The organism is Ruegeria sp. AD2(2025), from assembly GCF_056542385.1.
The window spans coordinates 1-18533 of record NZ_JBQFZS010000016.1 but is presented as its reverse complement, the minus strand read 5'-3'; the positions used below and the strand labels follow the sequence as shown (position 1 = coordinate 18533).

General features: G+C 62.6%; 22 protein-coding genes and 2 tRNA genes. 11 read left to right on the top strand and 13 right to left on the bottom strand.

Annotated elements, in window-relative coordinates; genetic code table 11:
* Positions 1 to 6 precede the first annotated feature (6 nt).
* From ACR1XV_RS20250 to ACR1XV_RS20240, 3 genes are all read left to right on the top strand, one after another.
* The gene (locus tag ACR1XV_RS20250; protein WP_480534684.1) at positions 7 to 318 is read left to right on the top strand and encodes an ETC complex I subunit; all 312 of its coding nucleotides are present in this window, start codon (positions 7 to 9) and stop codon (positions 316 to 318) included.
* On the top strand, positions 319 to 795 hold the full coding sequence (locus ACR1XV_RS20245) for a GNAT family N-acetyltransferase (protein ID WP_480534682.1): 477 nt from the start codon (positions 319 to 321) through the stop codon (positions 793 to 795).
* A 22-nt stretch (positions 796 to 817) separates the two neighbouring features.
* A tRNA-Arg gene (locus ACR1XV_RS20240) sits at positions 818 to 894 on the top strand.
* A 22-nt stretch (positions 895 to 916) separates the two neighbouring features.
* Here the strand turns inward: ACR1XV_RS20240 and ACR1XV_RS20235 are convergent.
* On the bottom strand, positions 917 to 1369 hold the full coding sequence (locus ACR1XV_RS20235; RefSeq protein ID WP_480534680.1) for a hypothetical protein: 453 nt from the start codon (positions 1367 to 1369) through the stop codon (positions 917 to 919).
* A 350-nt stretch (positions 1370 to 1719) separates the two neighbouring features.
* Here ACR1XV_RS20235 and ACR1XV_RS20230 point away from each other — a divergent pair, with 350 nt between their 5' ends.
* Both ACR1XV_RS20230 and ACR1XV_RS20225 read left to right on the top strand, forming a co-directional pair.
* Complete coding sequence (locus ACR1XV_RS20230) at positions 1720 to 1980, top strand: hypothetical protein (protein WP_480534678.1); 261 nt, start codon at positions 1720 to 1722, stop codon at positions 1978 to 1980.
* Positions 1981 to 2192: 212 nt separating this feature from the next.
* Positions 2193 to 2429: a hypothetical protein gene (locus ACR1XV_RS20225; RefSeq protein ID WP_480534677.1), complete on the top strand. Its 237-nt coding sequence runs from the start codon at positions 2193 to 2195 to the stop codon at positions 2427 to 2429.
* Here ACR1XV_RS20225 and ACR1XV_RS20220 read toward each other — a convergent pair.
* The 3 genes from ACR1XV_RS20220 to ACR1XV_RS20210 form a co-directional block, all read right to left on the bottom strand.
* Positions 2424 to 3761 (bottom strand): hypothetical protein, encoded by a 1338-nt coding sequence (locus ACR1XV_RS20220; protein ID WP_480534675.1) that lies wholly within the window; start codon positions 3759 to 3761, stop codon positions 2424 to 2426. The genes ACR1XV_RS20225 and ACR1XV_RS20220 overlap by 6 nt on opposite strands.
* A 191-nt stretch (positions 3762 to 3952) precedes the next feature.
* Positions 3953 to 4028: transfer RNA gene (locus ACR1XV_RS20215), tRNA-Val, on the bottom strand.
* 78 nt (positions 4029 to 4106) lie between these two features.
* Positions 4107 to 5360: an aminotransferase class V-fold PLP-dependent enzyme gene (locus ACR1XV_RS20210; RefSeq protein ID WP_480534673.1), complete on the bottom strand. Its 1254-nt coding sequence runs from the start codon at positions 5358 to 5360 to the stop codon at positions 4107 to 4109.
* Between the two features lie 186 nt (positions 5361 to 5546).
* Between ACR1XV_RS20210 and modA the strand changes: the two genes are divergently transcribed.
* The 4 genes from modA (at position 5547) to ACR1XV_RS20190 (ending at position 8619) form a co-directional block, all read left to right on the top strand.
* Positions 5547 to 6299, top strand: coding sequence for a molybdate ABC transporter substrate-binding protein (gene modA, locus ACR1XV_RS20205; RefSeq protein WP_480534671.1), 753 nt, complete (start codon positions 5547 to 5549; stop codon positions 6297 to 6299).
* Positions 6300 to 6303: 4 nt separating this feature from the next.
* Positions 6304 to 6996: a molybdate ABC transporter permease subunit gene (modB, locus tag ACR1XV_RS20200; RefSeq protein WP_480534669.1), complete on the top strand. Its 693-nt coding sequence runs from the start codon at positions 6304 to 6306 to the stop codon at positions 6994 to 6996.
* A complete protein-coding gene (gene modC, locus ACR1XV_RS20195) occupies positions 6993 to 8090 on the top strand; it encodes a molybdenum ABC transporter ATP-binding protein (protein ID WP_480534667.1) in 1098 nt (365 codons plus the stop codon). The genes modB and modC overlap by 4 nt, the downstream gene beginning before the upstream one ends.
* A 121-nt stretch (positions 8091 to 8211) precedes the next feature.
* A complete protein-coding gene (locus tag ACR1XV_RS20190; RefSeq protein WP_480534665.1) occupies positions 8212 to 8619 on the top strand; it encodes a hypothetical protein in 408 nt (135 codons plus the stop codon).
* Between the two features lie 3 nt (positions 8620 to 8622).
* Here the strand turns inward: ACR1XV_RS20190 and hemF are convergent, their stop codons facing one another.
* The 4 genes from hemF to clpS are packed head-to-tail and all read right to left on the bottom strand — an operon-like array spanning position 8623 to position 11664.
* Positions 8623 to 9507 carry an oxygen-dependent coproporphyrinogen oxidase gene (hemF, locus tag ACR1XV_RS20185; protein ID WP_480534663.1) on the bottom strand — a complete coding sequence of 295 codons (885 nt, stop codon included), beginning with the start codon at positions 9505 to 9507 and terminating at the stop codon, positions 8623 to 8625.
* Between the two features lie 5 nt (positions 9508 to 9512).
* Positions 9513 to 10313 (bottom strand): SDR family NAD(P)-dependent oxidoreductase, encoded by an 801-nt coding sequence (locus ACR1XV_RS20180; RefSeq protein ID WP_480534661.1) that lies wholly within the window; start codon positions 10311 to 10313, stop codon positions 9513 to 9515.
* A 37-nt stretch (positions 10314 to 10350) separates the two neighbouring features.
* Positions 10351 to 11313, bottom strand: coding sequence for a class I SAM-dependent methyltransferase (locus tag ACR1XV_RS20175; protein WP_480534659.1), 963 nt, complete (start codon positions 11311 to 11313; stop codon positions 10351 to 10353).
* Positions 11314 to 11322: 9 nt separating this feature from the next.
* The gene (clpS, locus tag ACR1XV_RS20170; protein WP_480534657.1) at positions 11323 to 11664 is read right to left on the bottom strand and encodes an ATP-dependent Clp protease adapter ClpS; all 342 of its coding nucleotides are present in this window, start codon (positions 11662 to 11664) and stop codon (positions 11323 to 11325) included.
* Between the two features lie 94 nt (positions 11665 to 11758).
* Between clpS and ACR1XV_RS20165 the strand changes: the two genes are divergently transcribed.
* Together ACR1XV_RS20165 and ACR1XV_RS20160 are read left to right on the top strand one after the other, a co-directional pair.
* Positions 11759 to 12460: an HAD family hydrolase gene (locus ACR1XV_RS20165; protein ID WP_480534655.1), complete on the top strand. Its 702-nt coding sequence runs from the start codon at positions 11759 to 11761 to the stop codon at positions 12458 to 12460.
* Between the two features lie 281 nt (positions 12461 to 12741).
* The gene (locus ACR1XV_RS20160) at positions 12742 to 14127 is read left to right on the top strand and encodes a D-alanyl-D-alanine carboxypeptidase family protein (protein ID WP_480534653.1); all 1386 of its coding nucleotides are present in this window, start codon (positions 12742 to 12744) and stop codon (positions 14125 to 14127) included.
* A gap of 68 nt (positions 14128 to 14195) precedes the next feature.
* Here ACR1XV_RS20160 and ACR1XV_RS20155 read toward each other — a convergent pair whose 3' ends face one another.
* From ACR1XV_RS20155 to ACR1XV_RS20135, 5 genes are all read right to left on the bottom strand, one after another.
* Complete coding sequence (locus ACR1XV_RS20155) at positions 14196 to 15443, bottom strand: hypothetical protein (RefSeq protein WP_480534651.1); 1248 nt, start codon at positions 15441 to 15443, stop codon at positions 14196 to 14198.
* Between the two features lie 119 nt (positions 15444 to 15562).
* Positions 15563 to 16324, bottom strand: a complete 762-nt coding sequence (locus tag ACR1XV_RS20150) for a LamB/YcsF family protein (RefSeq protein ID WP_480534649.1) — start codon at positions 16322 to 16324, stop codon at positions 15563 to 15565.
* 12 nt (positions 16325 to 16336) lie between these two features.
* Positions 16337 to 17332 (bottom strand): 5-oxoprolinase subunit C family protein, encoded by a 996-nt coding sequence (locus ACR1XV_RS20145; RefSeq protein WP_480534647.1) that lies wholly within the window; start codon positions 17330 to 17332, stop codon positions 16337 to 16339.
* Entirely contained in the window at positions 17329 to 18078 is a 750-nt protein-coding gene (locus tag ACR1XV_RS20140; protein ID WP_480534645.1) for a 5-oxoprolinase subunit B family protein, read from the bottom strand. Before ACR1XV_RS20140 ends, ACR1XV_RS20145 begins: the two co-directional genes overlap by 4 nt.
* 244 nt (positions 18079 to 18322) lie before the next feature.
* Positions 18323 to 18533: hypothetical protein (locus tag ACR1XV_RS20135; RefSeq protein WP_480534643.1), on the bottom strand; the 211-nt coding region annotated here is incomplete at its 5' end.

Genomic DNA, 18533 nt, shown 5'->3' with positions numbered 1-18533 from the left:
GGCGACATGCGCGCACGGATTTACCAGCCTTCGCGAAACGCGATGACCTCGGGGATGGCCAAGACCCGCAAGTGGGTTCTGGAATATGCCCCGGCTTCGGCGCGCGAGGTTGATCCGCTGATGGGCTGGACCTCGTCATCGGACACGCAGACGCAGGTGCGGTTGAAATTCGACAGCAAGGAAGAAGCGCTGGACTACGCCAAAGACAACGGGATTGATGCGCAGGTCAGCGAACCGCACAAGCGCAAGCCGAACCTGCGCGCTGGGGGCTATGGTGAGAATTTCGCCACCAACCGTCGTGGTCCCTGGACCCACTAAGTGATCGACATCAGGCTTGCTGACCCGACATCGGACGCATTGCGGCCGGTCGTCGAAGCGCATTTTGCCCATAGCGAAACCGCAGGGCCCGCCGAGAGCAATCATACAATGGATGCCCACGCCCTGACGGGTGACGGGATGCGGTTCTGGGCCCTGTTCGAAGATGACCTTCCGCTGGGTTGCGGGGCGCTGAAATCTTTGCCGGATGGTACGGCCGAGGTGAAATCGGTCCACATCCTGTCCAAGGCACGAGGGCGCGGGCTGGCGCGCGTCATGATGGACCACCTGGCCGATCTGGCCCGGTCCGAAGGCGTCTCGGCCCTGGTTCTTGAAACCGGTGCCGCGCACCTGCCCGCATACAACGCCGCGCGCAGGTTGTATGAAAACCTTGGATATTCTTACTGCACGCCAATCTTCGGCTACGAGGACGACCCCAACAGCGCCTTCATGCGCTTGGCTCTTGAACCCCGCCGCTAAAACCCGCAAGAAGGGCGCAAGCGGTCCCTTAGCTCAACTGGATAGAGCAGCTGACTTCTAATCAGCAGGTTGAGGGTTCGAGTCCTTCAGGGATCGCCATGTTTCACGCACCCAGTCAGCGTCACTTCTGCTTGCGCCAGGGTTTGTTGTGTTTGGTGCCGTTCAGCTTCCACATCTGAAAGGTATTGGGGTCGAGCTGTTCGACATTCCAGCATTCGCTGCCGCTGCCCCAATCCTCGCACCACGTGTTGCCGTCGACATACCATTTCGATTCAAAGATCGAGCCGTCGTAGTTCCCAGCGATCTTCCCCTTTTTCTTCTTGCCGCCATTGGACGAGGCATAGGCCTGCGCCCATGGCACGCCCTTCTTGTCCTTGCCCTGCAGGGTTGATCCCGGAATGGCCAGCAGCAGCTGTTCCTGAGTCATGAATTGCTGGGCCGAGGCGCCGTCAGGGGCTGAACAGGTGATGAAAAATGCAGCGGCAAAAACAGATAGGGCCTTGACGTACATGGAAAATTCTCCTGCTTGAATGCGAAGGTAAGAAAACTGCTTAAATATCAGCGCGTCCAGCATAGCATATTTCGTCTCGATTTTGCAGGGTGCTAGGCCGGGTGGCCGACTGGCGACTGCAGTTCGGGGTGCCGTTTTTCCTTGGCATGAAGCGCTGGCGAAGCCATCTTGTTCGAAACGCCCCGTCCGCTTTTCTTGACCGGAATAGTCAGACCACGTTGCCGTTTGGCCAGCAAAGCCCGATCAAGCGCTGAGCCGATGGGTTGTTGGCGCCGAAAGCCCCTAACGGGCTGGTGAAAGATTAACGCAACATGAACGGCGCATTCCTGTTGGGTTCAATCCAGGCGCGCTAGGCTGGCCCCGCGGTCTCGAGTTCATGGCCGTGTCATGTTAACTAATTTTGGGGGTTTATTATGCAAAATTCCAAACTTGCTATTGTCAGCTTTATCGCCGCGTCTCTGGCGTTCACGGCGCCCGTTCTTGCGCTGGAAGAGGTCGAAGATCCTGATCCGCCTTCGGAGACCAAAAAAGGAGATAACGGCTGGGGTAACGGTGCCGACACCACGAATGCCGGCAGCTTCTCGGGCGGTACGCGTTCGTCCAAGAGCTCGAACGGCGATGAGCGGAATGACCGGAACTATCCGTCGGCGCTCGACAAGTTCGACGGGCGCTAGCGCGGCGCAATTAGACGGCGCCGCATAGCCGAAGTTTACCCAATCCATGGATGGGCGGCGCTGGCCGCCCATTTTTAGTTCTGCAAGACCCGTGCAGGGCAGAAACCGGGCGGCAGGGCCTGATGCCGTCTGACGCATTGTTAACAAAACCTAATTTGGACAATGCGCCCGGCCTTCCCACATAAGGTTCAGGCAGACAGGGAGGGTTCGCAATGCCAGATGGTCAGAGTATTTTCACCGCCGGAGGTTACTCCGGCGACGATGCCATCAGTCGGGTCGGCAAGCTGACCATGACCTCGGCCGCGCGCACGGCCGAGCTTGTCTTCGACATGCCTTGCGGCAGCGGTGCGGTGCGGATGTACCTGCCCGCGAGCCTGTCAGCCGCGCAGCGGGCAGAGATGTTCGACCAGCTTGCCGCTATCGAGCGTGGCAAGGCGTGTGGATCATAGGGCCGCTGTGTCCTGTTCATCCTCATCGCCGACGCTGTCCTGACGAATGCGTGGGGCGGGCCTTTGCCAGGCCCGCAGGTCGGCCCCCACGCGCCCGTAGAAATCCGGTACGATGGTCTCGAGATCGGTGATGAAGTTCTGCTGCTGGGCGAATCGCCCGCCAAGGCTGCGGCTGAGGAACACGTGAAACCCGTGCGCCACCAGATGCTGTTTGCCCTCGTCGCAGATATCGGGGTTTTCCCTCAGATCCGAGACCAGTTTCTGCGTCGGGTCGCTTTTGCCGGGCCAGAGCAACCGGACGTAGAGATCCTCGGTCTGGTCGGTCCTGATCTGGCGCAGCAGCCAGTTCAGCCGGGCTTTCGTCGTCTTGCGGTCGTCGGGCGCGCGCAGCGTCATGCCCACGCTGACCACCTTACGCATCAGGTCGGCGACGATCTCGACCGGGGCCGCAGCGTCGGGGACAGTCAGGTTTGACCTGAGCATATAGGTCTCCTTCAATTCGGCATATTCATCTTTCTGCCGCTGCGCAGGGTCGCCCTGATGCTTGCGCGGCAGCTTTTCGGACACGGTCGTCTTGGTCATCTGGCTGAGGATCAGCGACAGGTCGCGGGTTTCCTGATGCCAGGCGGTGATGACCGTATTTGCCTCGGCCGATTTTGTCGGGATGACACCGCCGCTGGCAACCAGCCTGTTGAGGTCCGACCATTCCTTGGGCATCCGGTCAAAGCCACGCACCCCCGCGCTTTCATGGCTGAGGAAGCGGTGCAGCTCGTTCAGCAGAAAGCGTTGTTCGGGGTCTGACACCTCATCGGTGCTGAGCAGCAGATCAGCGGTCGTGAGAACATGCGTCCAAGACCAGTGGAACACCGGAATTCTGGACCGACTCTTGCGCACCTCTTCCAGCGGGTGCGTGTCCGGAGAGGTGGCGAACTGGTTCGAGATCGTGATCACGCAATCCAGCTTGTTTTCCTTTGCAATGGCTCGGTAGCGCTCGATCTGCTCGGCCTGCAACTCGGCGGCTCCGACCTTGGCCTCGACCAGCGCCTTCCACTGGCGGGACCCCACCGTAACCACGATCAGCCCGTCGGGGCGATCACCGCCCTTCGAGGACTGGTTCCGGAAGACGACCTCGGTATAGCTGGTCAGTTTAGCGCGGGACCCAAGCCGCTGGCCTGTGCTGCTCAGGAGTTTCGCTCCGAATTCCTGCACGAATGTCAGACAGGCCAGAATGATCGCCGTTGTGCGGCCTTCTTTGGAGGTTGTGGCTAGGACGGGAAACAAACGGGCTTGTTCGCCCTGAATGACGTTTTCGGGCAGGTCGGCTGGCTTCATGTTGTAAATACTCGATCTTTTTGTTTTGCGGTTTTGAATGCAAAACAATCATTGCGTGTATTTAGACGGCCTGCAACTCTTCTGTCCGTTTGCCGGCAGTTGGCACATTATTCCCGTATTCTGCGGCTTACATACCGCAAAGGGCAAGCACCAGCGCTGTAAGGTGCTGCGAACAATACCGACAGTGGGGATGGTGGGTGATGAGAGACTCGAACTCCCGACATCTTCGGTGTAAACGAAGCGCTCTACCAACTGAGCTAATCACCCGTGAGGGGTCATGTAGCCAAGCCCGTGCGCAGGTGCAAGAGGGTGGGGCAGAATTTCTTGCGTTATCTCATGTCGCCCTCAGGGGCCCATGTCCTTGAGTGCGGCCAGAAGCTGGGCGACCTCATGTTCGGTGTTGTAGTGACACAGCGATATGCGGATGCAGTCGCTCAGGCCAAGCGGTGCAAGCACGTTGCCGCTGTAGTGGTCCGCCTTGCGGGTATGGGTGCGGATGCCCTGTTGGTTCAGGCGGGTCACGACGTCGGCGGAGGGCGTGCCTTGTACGGTGATCGAGACCAGACCTTCGCGCGCGGGGTTGTCGGCGCCGGCCAGAATGGTGATGTGGTCCATGTTGCGCAGGCCCGGCAGGTTGCCGGTGCCGTTGATCATGGCGTCGGTCAGGTGGGTCTCATAGGCGTGGATCGCGCGACCGGCGGCGCGGATGCGGTCACCGCGGTCGGCCTCGTCCGAGACCTGCCCGCCCAGCCAGTCGAAATAGCCGATCACGTCGGACATGGTGGCGTAAGCGCCGGTGTCGCGGGTGCCGAATTCCCACCCTTCAGCCGGGGCGTCGATCAGTTGGTCGTGGGGCAGGGCGGTGAAGCGGTCTGAAATCCAGGCGATGCCATATCCGTGGCGTGAGAACACTTTGTAGGGCGAGATCGCATAGCCGTCGACGCCGTAGCTGTCGATATCCATCTGCCCGTGGGCGGCGTGCTGGATGCCGTCGACGATGATGAAACACTCGGGCGCAACCGCGCGGATGGCCTGCGAGATGGCGGCCACGTCCATGCCCATGCCGGTCACGGGTGAGGCGTGCAGAATCGTCGCCACCGCTACATCCGGCGTCATGTGCTTTGCGTAATCTTCGGCCGTTACCAGCCCGGTCGCGTCGTCATGGGGCACGTTGATGTAGTCCAGCCCGGCGATTCCGGCCCAGCGGCGGGCGGCGCTGCGGCTGGCGGGGTGTTCGATCGAACTGCCGATCACCTTGCCGCCCGCAGGCGCATTCACGCAGGCGGTGCGGATCATGCGGAACAACAGCTCGGTGCCGCTTTCGCCAACGAAGAACTGCCCCGTCGGCGCGTTCATGAAGACCGACAGGTCCGCCTTGGCGCGATTGATGATCTCGACCAGCGCGTGGCTGGCCGCGTTGTCTCGCCCCTGATTGTCCGGGATCGCCGCGAATTTGGCCGAGGTCTCGACCACCGAATTCAGCGTCAGCGCCCCGCCTGCGTTTTCAAAGAAGATGCGCGGGCCCTGAAACGGGCAGGCGTCCACATGGGCAAAGCGCGCGCGGATTTCGTCGATAAGGCCGGGGGTCTGGTGCAACATGGGGCGGGTCCTGTCTGTGATCGGCTCAGCATCGGCCTGAAGTGGGGCGGGGATCAATCCCGATTGCGACACAAATGCGTGCCGTTCGGGTCGCATCCATGGTCGGGCGGGCAAAGGGCCTTGCCTGCCCCGTGCCGCCTCCGATATGCCCAAGGGGATTGCAACCCTTTGAACCGGAGGCACAAGATGCGCTGTCTGCTCGCGGCTTTGGCTGTTTGCGCGCTGTTTGTAGCCCCGGTCCGGGCCGAGGGTGTGCTGGTTTTCGCGGCGTCTAGCCTCAAGACCGCGCTGGATGCGATTGCGCCGGGGTTCGAGGATGAAACCGGGCACAAGGTTACGGTGTCTTATGCGGCTTCGTCGGTGCTGGCGCGGCAGATACAGGCGGGGGCTCCGGCGGATCTGTTTATCTCGGCCAATGAGGAGTGGATGGATGTGCTTGCGCAAGAGGGGCTGATTGATGCAGCGTCGCGTGTCGATCTGCTGGGCAACGGGCTGGTCCTGATTGGCGCGCCGGGCGCGCAACAGGCCGAGGTCGGGTCGGGTTTCGATCTGACCACCCGGCTGGGCAACGGCTATCTGGCCATGGCGCTGGTGGATGCGGTGCCTGCGGGGATCTACGGCAAGGCGGCGCTGCAGGGGCTGGATCTGTGGGATGATGTGCAGGGCCAGATCGCGCAGACGGACAACGTACGCGCCGCGCTGGCGCTGGTGGCGGCGGGGGCGGCCCCGTTGGGGATCGTCTACCGTTCGGACGCGCGGGCCGAGGATCGGGTGGTGGTCATCGGGGACATCCCGGCGGATCAGCATCCTCCGATTATCTATCCGGCGTCTCTGACGGTATCGGCGAAGCCAGGCGCGCAGGCGTTTCTGGCCTATCTGCAATCGGATGCGGCGCGGGCGGAATTTCTGAGGCAGGGTTTCTCCCTGCCCGAAGGGTAAAGCGATGGGCTGGCTGGGACCGGCAGAGATGGAAGCCCTGCGCCTGTCGCTGCGCGTGTCCTTCTGGGCGACGCTGGTGACGCTGCCGCTTGGGATTTTCGTGGCCTATGCGCTGGCGCGCTGGCGGTTCCCGGGACGGCAGGTGTTGAACGGTCTGGTGCATTTGCCGCTGATCCTGCCGCCGGTGGTGACCGGTTATCTGCTGCTTTTGACCTTCGGCATTCAGGGGCCGTTGGGCGGGCCGCTGGCCGAGCTGGGCATTGTCTTTGCCTTTCGCTGGACCGGCGCGGCGCTGGCTGCAGGGATCATGGCATTCCCGCTGATGGTGCGCGCCATCCGGCTGTCGATCGAGGCGGTGGATCCCAAGCTGGAACAGGCCGGGGCCACGCTGGGCGCCTCGCGCCTGATGGTCTTTGCAACCGTGACGCTGCCAATGATTCTGCCCGGGGTGATTGCTGGTGCAATCCTCGCCTTCGCCAAGGCGATGGGAGAGTTCGGGGCCACGATCACCTTTGTCTCGAACATCCCCGGCCAGACGCAGACGCTGCCCTCGGCGGTCTATGCGTTTCTGCAGGTGCCGGGGGGCGAGGCGGCGGCGACGCGGCTGGTGGTGATCTCGATCATCATCGCCATGGGCGCGCTGCTGCTGTCGGAATATGTGGGTCGCCGCGTGGCGGATCGGGTGGGCGGATCATGAGCCTGTCTGTCCGCCTGCACCACCAGTTGCCGGGGATCGCGCTGGATTTGGATTTCGACGCGCCGTCGGGTGTGACGGTCCTGTTCGGGCGGTCGGGCTCGGGTAAGACCACGGTCGTGAATGCGGTGGCGGGGCTGTTGCGACCGCAGGCCGGGCGCGTGGCGGTCGATGACTGGGTTCTGTTCGACACCGACCGGGGGGCATGGCTGCCGCCGCATCGCCGGCGTCTGGGCTATATCTTTCAGGAAGGCCGCCTGTTCCCGCATCTGACCGTGCGCCAGAACCTGAATTATGGCCGCTGGTTCGCCCCGCGGGGGGCGCAGCGCGAAAGCCCCGACCGCGTGATCGAGATGCTGGGCATCGGCCATCTGCTGGACCGCCGCCCCGCAATGCTGTCGGGCGGCGAGAAGCAGCGCGTCGCCATTGGCCGCGCCCTGCTGGCCAGCCCGCGCCTTATTCTGGCCGATGAACCGCTTGCGGCGCTGGACGATGCGCGCAAGGCCGAGATCCTGCCCTATTTCGAGCGGCTGCGGGACGAGGTCGCGGTGCCGATCCTCTATGTCACCCATTCGGCGGCCGAGGTTGCGCGGCTGGCCACCTCGGTCGTGGCGCTGCAGGACGGGCGGGCGCTGCGCCATGGACCGGCACATGAGGTGCTGGCCGACCCGTCGGTGGCCCCGGCGGGCATTCGGGCGGTGGGGGCGCTGCTGCAGGCGCGGGTCGTCCGCCATCATGATGACGGTCTGAGCGAGATTGACGCGGGCGGGACCCGCCTGTTCCTGCCGCGCCTGCCGCACCGGGTGGGCGACGCGCTGCGCATCCGTATCCCGGCGCAGGATGTGATCCTGTCCAACCGCAAGCCCGAGGGTCTTTCAGCGCTGAACATCCTTGAGGGCACCGTCGAGGCGATCCGGTCGGGCGACGGCCCCGGGGCCATCGTGTCGGTGCGTACCCCGGCGGGTGTAGTGCTGGCGCGGATGACGCGCCGCTCGGTCGCGGCGCTGGGGTTGCAGATCGGCGGCCCGTGCCATGCGGTGATCAAGACCGTGGCGCTGGCCCCGCAGGATGTGGGCGGGCGGGTCGACCTGCCCTGACATCCCCGGGCCCGCGCAGCATGGACGTTGCGCCGGGGCCGGTTATATTGTCATGTTAGGTCAATGGCCTGCCCCGGGGCGTTTCCCGCCAGGGGATATGGCGCGTAAGAGGTATATGGATATGCGATTTCTGAAACCTGCCTGCCTGTTTCTGATTGCCCTGACCCCTGTCGCGGTGCAGGCGGCGGGCTTTGGCGTCGGTTTGCGGCCCGGGTTCAAGACCACGGTGACGCCGTTGCAGGACGGCACATATGAGGTTTCGGCCAGCGGGACCTCGGCCCCCGTCGCCTATTGGTGCGGGATCGGAGACTACGCAATCCGCACCCTGCGGACCTCGGCCACGCAACGTATCTATATCTCGAAACCCTATGAGCGGGGGGTGCGCACCGTGCAGTTTTCGCTGACGCCGCCCGAGGGGGGCGATACGTCCGAGACCTATTCGGTCACGGTCAAGACCGTCGGGGCCAATATGACCGCCGCGACTGCGCAGGGGTATTGCTATGACAACCTGCTGGATTTCGGGTTCTGAGGCTCAGACCCATTTGGCCAGCGGCGGCAGGCTCATGAGCACCGCATCCGGGTCATGGCCGGTTTCCAGCCCGAATTTCGTGCCCCGGTCATAGACCAGATTGTATTCGGCATAGAGCCCGCGATGAACAAGCTGGGTGTTCTTGTCATCGTCCGAGAAGCCCTGCACCCGGCGTGTTTCGACCAGCGGCAGAAAGGCGGGCAGGAAGGCGCGGCCAATATCCTGCGTCAGGTCGAAATCCGCCTGCCAATCGCCGGTGCAGTAATCATCCATGAAGATGCCGCCCACACCGCGCGCGCGTTTGCGGTGGGGGATATAGAAATACTCATCCGCCCAGTCCTTGAGGCGCGGGTAGTGCCCCGGCCCGTGCGGGTCCAGATGCGCCTTTTGGGTGGCGTGGAAATGGGTGGTGTCGGCGTCATATTCGATGCAGGGGTTCAGGTCAGAGCCGCCACCGAACCACCAGGCATGCGGGGTCCAGAACATGCGCGTGTTCATGTGAACCGCAGGCACATGCGGGTTCTGCATATGTGCCACAAGGCTGATGCCGGAGGCCCAGAAGCGTGGGTCATCCTTCATCCCCGGAATGCCCTTGCGCGCCGCCATCGCGGCCTGCGCGCGATCACCCAGCGTGCCATAGACGGTCGAGACGTTGACGCCCACTTTCTCGAACACGCGGCCCCCGCGCATCACCGACATCAGCCCACCGCCCGCGTCCGAGCCATCGTCGGATTGCCGCGTGGTTTCCTTAACCTCGAACCGGCCCGCTTTGGCGTCCGAGAAGGGTCCGGTGTCGTGGCTGTCCTCCAGCCCTTCGAAGGCCGTGACAATTTCATCCCGCAACTGGCGGAACCAGGCGGATGCGGTGCTTTTTTCGGTGTCAAACATGGGGATCAATGCGCCGGGGCTGCGACGGGGTCCAGCAGGGTGCGGCCACCGTCGATGGTCAGGATCTGCCCGGTCATGAAACCCGCCGCGTCGGAGGCTAGGAATTGTGCGGTTTCGACCAGTTCGTTCGGGGCGGCGATGCGGGCCAGCGGCGTGTGTTTCTCGATATCGTCGCGGAAGTCGCGGTTTTCTTTCAGGGTGGATTGCAGCGAGGCGCTCATGACCGAGCCCAGAGCGATGGAATTTACGCGGATGCGGTTTGGGGCCAGCGCCACGGCCAACGACCGGGTCATCTGGTCCAGCGCGGCGGTCGACACGGAATAGGCCATCAGGTCGGGATGGGTGCGCCGGGCGGCAATCGACGACAGGTTGATGATCGAGCCCGCAGGGTGCTCATCGTTGTCCCCTGCCTGCTTGATGAACCGCTTGGCTACCACCTGGCTAAGCCGCAGCGCAGGCATCAGGTTCTGGTTCAACAGCGTGCGCACTGAATCGTCGTCGGCATCCAGCGGGTCCGAAGGGATCACCTGTCGCGCGCCGTTGATCAGGATATCAACCTGATCGAACGCATCCAGCGTCGCCGAAAGCAGGTTGGCAATCGTCAGCTTTTCGCGCAGGTCGCCCGCGAAATAGCGGATGTTGCTGTCGTCGGCCTGTTCGCCCAGTTCTTCGGCCAGACGTTTTTCGTCCATATCAGCGAACATGACGTTGGCGCCTGCGTCGGCAAAGTGCCGCCCGATGGCCAGCCCGATGCCGCTGGCACCGCCGGTAACGATTGCGGTCTTGCCCGCGATGGAAAAGGACATGCGAATCCTCCTGAGGTCTGGCGCAGGTTAGCGGGGGTTACGCCCGAGGGCGAGAGGCATGGAAGACCTTGAACCGGTTGTCCCCGGCGATCTCTTCGACACGCGCGAAGGTCTCGGTCAGCGTGGTCTCGTAGGGCAGATGGCGGTTGGCGACCATCCAGAGGCTGCCATTGCGGGTCAGATTGCGTGCCGCGCTGGCGATAAAGCCCTGACCCAGCGCCGGATCGGCGCTGCGGCTGGTGTGGAAGGGCGGGTTCATGACCACCATGTCCAGCGGCTCGGGCGCGCGCCATGTGGTGGCGTCGGCCCAGTGGAACTGCGCGCGCGGATCGGTGACATTGGTGCGGGCGCAGGCGAGGGCGGTGTGGTCGGCCTCGACCAGATGCAGGGCGTGCAGCTTGTCATGGGCTAGGCTGGCGGACAGAAATCCCCAGCCCGCGCCCAGATCGGCGATGCGGGTTCCGCGTTTGGCGGGCAGCGATTTCAGCAGCAGGGCCGAGGCTGGATCGACACCATCAGCGGAAAACACGCCTGGTGCCGTACGGAAACCATCGACCATCTGGGCCTTGGGCGCGGCCCAGTCGGCAAAGGCCTCGGCGTTGGATTGGAACCAGAAAATCTTGCCATGCGCCTTCGAGATCGGCCCTTCGACCGCAACCCGTTTGCGGATGTCTTTCAGCAGGCTGTCGATGCCATCGGTCTTGGCGCCGTCCACAACGATCATGCCGCTGGCGCGGCTGCAGGCCTGATGCACCAGCGCTCGCGCCAGTGCCTTGGCGCGCGGCAGAAAGACGATGGCATCCTGACAGGGCGCATCCGCTTCGGGCGTTGCGTCAAAACCTTGGGCGGCGAAATGATCATGAAACGGCTTGAACGGCTGCACCACCTGCGTCTCGCGCGGCAGGTCCGACAGGTCGTGATCAATTGTCGGGGCCAGCACGCTCAGCGGTTGCGACAGGCAAAGCCCGCTGTTCAAGGCAAGATCGAGGCGAGGAGACATGGCCGCGCGTTATTCTTCGCGTTCCATGGTGCATTGCAGCGGGTGCTGATGGCGGCGGGCGAAATCCATCACCTGTCCGACCTTGGTCTCGGCAATTTCGTGGCTGAAGACGCCGACCACCGCGACACCTTTCTTGTGCACGGTCAGCATGATCTCGAACGCCTGCGCGTGGGTCATGCCGAAAAAGCGTTCCAGCACATGCACCACAAACTCCATCGGCGTATAGTCGTCATTCAGCAGCAGCACCTTATACAGCGGCGGGCGCTTGGTCTTGGGGCGCGTTTGCAGCAGGACCGACGTGTCGTCGTCCTGATCGTCCTTGTCAGACATGATCCACTGGTGTTCACGCATTGCTGTCAGAGAATCCGATTCACGCTTCGGGTTTGTTTGAGGGCTTATATAACGTCACCATGGCCAGAGAAAAGAGCAACGAGTCGGAATCGCGATGCAGGACAAACTGACCACAATCGGGTTCGATGCCGATGATACATTGTGGCATAACGAGCGGTTCTTTCAACTGACACAAGATCACTTTGCCGCGCTGCTGGCCGATCATGCCGAGCGGGATCATCTGATGGAACGCCTGTTGGCCGCTGAAAAGCGCAACATCCGGCACTATGGCTACGGGATCAAAGGCTTTACCTTGTCGATGATCGAAACCGCCATCGAAGTGACCGAGGACCGGGTTCCGGCACAGGTGATCCGGCAGTTGATCGAAGCGGGGCAAGAGATGCTGGCCCATCCCATCGAATTGCTGCCCCACGCCCGCGAGGCGATCGAGGCGGTGGCCGCGACGCACCGGGTTCTGCTGATCACCAAGGGCGATCTGATCGATCAGGAACGCAAGCTGGCCCAATCGGGGTTGGGAGAGCTGTTTGACGGGGTCGAGATCGTCTCGGAGAAAACCGCGCAAACCTACAGCGCGATCTTCACCCAGCACGGGGATGGCCCTGCGGCGTCGATGATGGTGGGCAATTCGATGCGCTCGGATGTGGTGGCCCCGATTCAGGCCGGGTGCTGGGGGGTGCATGTGCCTCATGGGCTGGTGTGGGAGATCGAGCAGGCCGAAGCGCCGGTGACGAATCCCCGGTTTCGCGAACTGCGCGATCTGGGGGATCTGGCGGCGCTGGTGGGCGGGATTTCCTGATCTGTTGCCGTTTCGCCGCAGTTTCCGGAAAATCGAAGGTGTCGCCTGCCTGAATTTCGGCGCAATCGCCGGTCTGGTGTGCGCTGCGTTTTGAACCACCAGATATAGGGCGCTGCGGGCGAGAAATATGATCCCCGGTCACGCAGCTTTCAGTTTCTTTAAGGGCGTCTCTGTGTTAGCCTGATTGGTATTACAATAAGAATTGCCGACCGGGAAAACCCGGCGGTGCGAGGCAGACAGAGGCAAAGATCGTGCAGATTCGGCGGACAGTTCCGGCCCGAATGGGCTTATTCCTTATAGCATTTCTGTGGTTGCTTTCTTTTGCACCACTTCCCGGTATCGCGGCCCCCTATGCGGCCATGGTGATCGACGCGCGCACCGGTGAGGTGCTGCATTCGCGCAATGCGGATTCGCGGCTGCACCCGGCCTCGCTGACCAAGATGATGACGCTGTATATCGCGTTTGAGGCGGTCCGGAATGGTGAGATCACGCTGGACACACAGGTCCGCATCACCAAGGCAGCCGCGGCCGAGCCGCCCTCGAAACTGGGTCTTCGGGCGGGGCAGCGGATTGCGTTCCGTTATCTGATCCGCGCGGCGGCGGTGAAATCGGCCAATGACGCTGCCACGGCCATCGGGATCACGCTCAGCGGGTCCGAGGCCGCATTTGCGCGCCGCATGACCCGCACCGCCAAGGCGATGGGGATGAGCCGGACCACCTTCAAGAATGCTCATGGCCTGACCGAATCGGGCCACCTGTCGACAGCACGCGACATGACCACACTGGGCCGTCATCTGCTGTATGATTACCCGCAATACTACAACCTGTTCTCGCGCCAATCGACCCATGCCGGGATCAAGACCGTTCCGAACACCAACCGCCGTTTGCTGGCCGCCTATCGTGGCGCGGACGGGATCAAGACAGGGTATACACGCGCGGCCGGTTTCAACCTTGTGGCCTCGGCCAAGCGCAAGGATGAACGTATCATCGCCACCGTCTTTGGCGGCAAATCGGGTGCCTCGCGCAATGCACGCGTTGCTGAACTGCTGGATATGGGTTTCCGCCGTGCCCCCTCGCGTGCGCCGATCCGTAAACCGGCGCGGCCTGCCTATGCGGGCAACACCGGCATCGGCGGGACCGTTCAGGTCGCGCAAGCCGGTCCACCCAAGTCCAGCCTGCGTCCGGTGCTGCGTCCGGTCCTGCGTCCGGTTGCGGCAGTTCAGGTTGCCGGTTCGGTCGCAGATACCGCCGAGAAAAACGGCGCGCGGATTAAGGACGGCATTGCCGCAGCCATCGCGGCGGCGGATATTGCCCCCAACGATGCAACCCGCCCCGAAGCGCGGCCCGACGAGGTTGTTCTGGCCTCGGCCCAACCTGCGCCGCAGCCCGAACCCGAGCCCGAGGTCGTCACCCGCCTGTCCACATCCGGCGGGCATCTGTGGGGCGTCAATGTGGGCCGCTATACCACGCGATACGAGGCCGAGAAGGTCCTGCTGAAAACCGCCCTGTCGGAAATGACGACGCTGGAAGGCACGCTGCGCAAAGTGAACCAGAGCGCGCGCGGCTTTGACGCGACATTTCAGGGCATGACCCGCGAACAGGCCGATCTGGCCTGCCGCAGGCTGCAGGCGCGCAATGTCACCTGTTTCATGATCGGGCCGTCATAAGACCCGGCATATTCTCTCCTGGATGGCTCTGGGCTGCGATACTCTCGCAGCCCATTTTTTATGTCTGATCAGTCGAACACATGGCCATGCTGATACTGCTCATCCTGCCCGGCGGCGGCTGTCAGGGCGGCCACATTGTCCTTGGTAAAGAAGCCGTCATAGTGGTGACACCGCTCGATATACTCGGTGATCAGCAGCGTATGTTTCGAGTGTTTCGAGAAGATCTGTTTCAGGTTCGGATCGTCTTTGCATTCCCCCACCACATGCGCGAGGAAGGGCACACCTTTGTCTTTCAGCGTGTTCACGACGAAATCGACGTTCTTTTCGCCCGCGCCGTGATCGCCGTCCTGAATTTCGACCGCCATATGATGCAGGCGGCGCCCGAAATTGCGTACGAAATCCTCGGTGGGCATCGGCAGCTTGGCGAAGGAATTCACGAAAGAGGGCGTGTTGTTGGCGGTGAACACTTTCGCGGGCGACTTCTTGTCGTCATCCACATTGGCGTTGCGGTTCACGTTGGTCGACGAGTTCATGTCGAAGATGTTGTACGCGCCCCAAAAGTAATAGGGCACCATGGTCAGAAATTCGAGGATCGCGTCCTCGCGTTCCCCCGCCAGCACCCGCGTGGCCAGATGGTCGATGCCCAGCATCAGAGGCGCGATCTTGCTGTCTGCGCCAAAACCTGCTGCCTGATCCAGCCGGGCTTGTTCGGCATCGCTCAGCAGCACCCGGTCGCCCAGCCCCAGACTGTCGGTGTCGTTGAAATCCAGTGTCGAGTATCCCACCCGATTGCAGGTGAAATCCGACGGCGTGGTAAAGCGGAAGCCCTCCAGTGTATAAAACGGGTTTTCGGTGTCACCAGAATATTCGAACCGAATATTCTGATCCTCAAGTGTGCCAGTCAGGGCCTTCAGGTCGGCGGCCCCGTAAATCTCACCCACATAGCGCGTTTGCGGCGTGCTGCGCGCCAGCGGGTACATGCGGTTGATACGGGGAATGAAATCCTCGAACGCGGGGCTGAGCGGGGCCATCACGATTAGTGCCGGGTAATCGGGATGTGAATGCAGCACCGAAAACTTGTGCGTCCGCCCCAGATAGCTGGCCGTGTGGCGGTAGGGCGTCATCACATACAGCTCGACCAGCGTGTCAAACAGCGCGTCGGGTTCGACCTGGATGACAATCGCGCGCATCGCGCCGACCTGATCGGCGATGCCTGAACTGGTGCGGCGCTCGTAAATCCTCGGCAGGTATTCGGTGAAAAAGTCCGAGTTCTTCTTGTCGCCCCGGGGTTCATAGGACATCAGGTCGAATGACATTGGCTCATCTCCATGCGCAGATTTGTGGCAGTCAGAACATGCACTTGGCCCCATGCTAGGCGCTTGGGCCTGCCCGGGCAACACCCCGGACATGGGGGCCGCAGGTTAGGCCCGGGTGATCAGCGGATGAATTTGGTGACCTCGACACCGCCGTCGATCAGGTTCTCGCGCACGGACCGGGCGATCTGAACCGCCGTGGGGCCGTCGCCGTGCAGGCAGATCGTGTCGATCGAGGTCTCCAACCGCTTGCCGGATTCGGTGATGATCGCGCCTTCGCGCACCATGTTCAGGATACGCGGCCCTGCCAGCGCCGGGTCATGGATCACTGCGCCGGGCAGGGACCGATCCACTAGCGTCCCGTCGTCGTTATAAGCGCGGTCCGCAAAGATCTCGCCCACCCATTTGCAGCCAAGTTCGCGCACGGCTTCTTGCTGTTTCGTGGCCGCCAGAACCATGATGATGATATCGGGGTCCACATCCAAAGCGCCCTGATAGCAGGCTCGTGCCATGTCGATATCGACCGAGCACATATTTGCCAGCGCCCCATGCAGTTTCAGGTGCCGTACTTCAGTGCCGACCGCCTTAGCCACGCCCATCGCCGCACCCAATTGGTAACGGACCAGATTGCGCAAGCTGTCATGCGGCACTTTCATATTCCGCCGCCCGAAGCCCTGCAGATCAGGAAAACCCGGATGCGCGCCGATACCCACACCGTTCTCGGCCGCCGGAGCCATCGTCTGCGCCATCACGTCCCAGTCGCCCGCATGAAAGCCGCAGGCGATATTGGCCGAGGTGATGATCTTTAGCAGGCTCGCATCATCGCCCATCTTCCACGGGCCAAAGCTTTCGCCCATATCGGCGTTCAGATCGACGTGAGGCATGGGCGTAACTCCTTATTCGGTGGCAGAGATCATTCCGCTGATCAATTGGTAGGACAGAAGATCGGGGATGTCATGGGGGTCGCGGACCAGAGGCTCGACGCGGCCCGGCAGTCGCGCAAGGTCGGCGTCAAACGCGGCCTGAAGCGCGATGGCCTGCTCTGGCGAAACGAACTGAAACCGCACCTGCCCGCCCGCGGGCGTCTGCGCCGCGCGGGGCAGGTCGCAGGGCAGGACGGTTGCGATGCGGGGATAGCCCCCGGTGGTCTGACATTCGGGCAGCAGGATGAAGGGCGCGCCGGTGCCGGTCATCTGGATATCGCCGGGGGTGATGACCTCGGACAGGATGTTGAGTTGACCCTTTGCGGCAAACCCCTCGCCGTCGCTGTCCAGCTGCATCCCCATCCGGTTGGCCCGCGCTCCGCGCCGGAAATCGGTGTCGGTGAAACGCGTTAGCGTTTCGTCATCAAACAATGACGTCTGAAAACTGGCCACCACCCGCAGCAGCCCGCCCGAGAACCGGCCATCGGACTGCAGTTTCACGCCGGTTCTTCCGATTCCGGCTGCAGGCAGGGTATCCCCTACCTGAACCGCGCGTCCGATTCTGGCGGTTAGATGTGCCGAACGGGAGCCCAGCACCATCTCGACCTCAATCCCGCCGCCCAGATGCAGATAGCCGTAGCCGCCCTGTAGCACCGATCCGATCTCCAGCCGCTGCCCGGCCTCCATCTGATGCGAGGCGTTCCACATCACGGGGCTGCCGTCGACGCTGGCCTGCATCGGCGCGCCCGTCAGCGCTATGGCTGTCGGGGCGGTCGCCTCGAAGGTGCCGCCCATCCCCGCCATCTCCAATACGGCGCAATCCGGGCTCTGCCCCAGCAACGCCGCCCCTTCGTGCAAGGCCAGAGCATCCGCCGCGCCCGAGCGCGACAACCCCTGAGCCAGATACCCGGTGCGCCCCATATCCTGAACGGTGCAGGCCGGACCGATGCGATGAACGATCAGCGTCATGGCGCGATCTCCTCGCAGGTCGCGCCGCCGGTCCCGTCGGTGCAGGTCGCCCGAATCTCTTCCAGCTTATCGCGCGAGACGGGGATGAACTGCATCTCATCCCCGGGGTTGAGCGCAAAGCTCTGCTCCATATCCGGTCGAAAACACCGAAACGCGGTCTGGCCCACATGCCGCCATCCGGTCGGCGTCGGCCCCGAAAACAGCACGAATTGCGAGATTGCCAGCACCAAAGCCCCCTCGGGCACCATCGGCGTCAGCTCTTTCAGGCGCGGAATGTTGAACTCAGGGCCCAAAGGGCCAAGATAGGGCTGCCCCGGCGCAAAGCCGATGGTTAGAACCCGCACCCGCGTCTGGCTCAGCCGTTCGATGGCCTGCGCGGGCGTCAGCCCGGCGGCGGTTGCGGCGTCCTCAAGCTGCGGCGCAAGATCGGTGCCGTAAACCGTCGGCACCCGCCAGAACCGTCGCCCGGCGGGCAGGGGCGCGTTGTACCAGTCGCGACTGTCCAGCAGTCCGCCCACCCGGGCCTCGACTTCGGCATGAGGCAACCTGAGCGGATCGAACCGCATATAAGCCGACGCCAGCGAGGCCGAGGTCTCTAGCACACCGTCCATCTGCGACGCTTCGACCGCGCCCCGAAAGGCCAGCGCCGCGCGGTTCGAGGGTTCGGTCATCGTATCGGCAAACGTGATCAGCAGGCCATCAAGACCGACGGGGCGCATCATGGGAAAGGGATCGGCTTGGGTCATCATCGTTCCGCGTCGGAGGCTTTGTGCGACCTGACCGTATCCGGCGGCGATGCGCAAGACTTTGAAGTGGTCTCACCCGCCGCAGAATCGCGGGTTTTTCCTCGCGTAGGATGAATCGCCTGACCCGATCCGAGTCGGCGCTGTTGTGGGTGGGGGGTGTCGCCTTACTATATCTGGTGTTCTCGCTGTATCGGGCCGGAGGTGCTGGCATGTTTCCGCAGGCGGGGTGCCCCGGAGGTGGGGTTCATTGTGGCGATTGGTTCGGGTTAGATATCTGATAAATATAGGTAAAATCGTGATCGGCAAAAAAATTGCACATTTTGTGTTTTTCTTCTTGCGGAGGCTGACGGTAAACCTTAGAACGCCCTTCACCGGCGCTGCTGAGGTGCTGGAGCTTACCGGAGACGGTGGCTGGACTGGCCGGAGAGACGGTTGAGACGCATCGGAGAGACGGT

What these genes read in the sequence shown, in the direction of transcription:
- ACR1XV_RS20250 (WP_480534684.1), top strand. Translation starts at nt 7, where the DNA reads ATGCGCGCACGGATTTACCAGCCTTCGCGAAACGCGATGACCTCGGGG.
- ACR1XV_RS20235 (WP_480534680.1), bottom strand. Translation starts at nt 1,369, where the DNA reads ATGCTGGACGCGCTGATATTTAAGCAGTTTTCTTACCTTCGCATTCAA.
- ACR1XV_RS20230 (WP_480534678.1), top strand. Translation starts at nt 1,720, where the DNA reads ATGCAAAATTCCAAACTTGCTATTGTCAGCTTTATCGCCGCGTCTCTG.
- ACR1XV_RS20225 (WP_480534677.1), top strand. Translation starts at nt 2,193, where the DNA reads ATGCCAGATGGTCAGAGTATTTTCACCGCCGGAGGTTACTCCGGCGAC.
- ACR1XV_RS20220 (WP_480534675.1), bottom strand. Translation starts at nt 3,761, where the DNA reads ATGAAGCCAGCCGACCTGCCCGAAAACGTCATTCAGGGCGAACAAGCC.
- ACR1XV_RS20210 (WP_480534673.1), bottom strand. Translation starts at nt 5,360, where the DNA reads ATGTTGCACCAGACCCCCGGCCTTATCGACGAAATCCGCGCGCGCTTT.
- modA (WP_480534671.1), top strand. Translation starts at nt 5,547, where the DNA reads ATGCGCTGTCTGCTCGCGGCTTTGGCTGTTTGCGCGCTGTTTGTAGCC.
- modB (WP_480534669.1), top strand. Translation starts at nt 6,304, where the DNA reads ATGGGCTGGCTGGGACCGGCAGAGATGGAAGCCCTGCGCCTGTCGCTG.
- modC (WP_480534667.1), top strand. Translation starts at nt 6,993, where the DNA reads ATGAGCCTGTCTGTCCGCCTGCACCACCAGTTGCCGGGGATCGCGCTG.
- ACR1XV_RS20190 (WP_480534665.1), top strand. Translation starts at nt 8,212, where the DNA reads ATGCGATTTCTGAAACCTGCCTGCCTGTTTCTGATTGCCCTGACCCCT.
- hemF (WP_480534663.1), bottom strand. Translation starts at nt 9,507, where the DNA reads ATGTTTGACACCGAAAAAAGCACCGCATCCGCCTGGTTCCGCCAGTTG.
- ACR1XV_RS20180 (WP_480534661.1), bottom strand. Translation starts at nt 10,313, where the DNA reads ATGTCCTTTTCCATCGCGGGCAAGACCGCAATCGTTACCGGCGGTGCC.
- ACR1XV_RS20175 (WP_480534659.1), bottom strand. Translation starts at nt 11,313, where the DNA reads ATGTCTCCTCGCCTCGATCTTGCCTTGAACAGCGGGCTTTGCCTGTCG.
- clpS (WP_480534657.1), bottom strand. Translation starts at nt 11,664, where the DNA reads ATGCGTGAACACCAGTGGATCATGTCTGACAAGGACGATCAGGACGAC.
- ACR1XV_RS20165 (WP_480534655.1), top strand. Translation starts at nt 11,759, where the DNA reads ATGCAGGACAAACTGACCACAATCGGGTTCGATGCCGATGATACATTG.
- ACR1XV_RS20160 (WP_480534653.1), top strand. Translation starts at nt 12,742, where the DNA reads ATGGGCTTATTCCTTATAGCATTTCTGTGGTTGCTTTCTTTTGCACCA.
- ACR1XV_RS20155 (WP_480534651.1), bottom strand. Translation starts at nt 15,443, where the DNA reads ATGTCATTCGACCTGATGTCCTATGAACCCCGGGGCGACAAGAAGAAC.
- ACR1XV_RS20150 (WP_480534649.1), bottom strand. Translation starts at nt 16,324, where the DNA reads ATGCCTCACGTCGATCTGAACGCCGATATGGGCGAAAGCTTTGGCCCG.
- ACR1XV_RS20145 (WP_480534647.1), bottom strand. Translation starts at nt 17,332, where the DNA reads ATGACGCTGATCGTTCATCGCATCGGTCCGGCCTGCACCGTTCAGGAT.
- ACR1XV_RS20140 (WP_480534645.1), bottom strand. Translation starts at nt 18,078, where the DNA reads ATGACCCAAGCCGATCCCTTTCCCATGATGCGCCCCGTCGGTCTTGAT.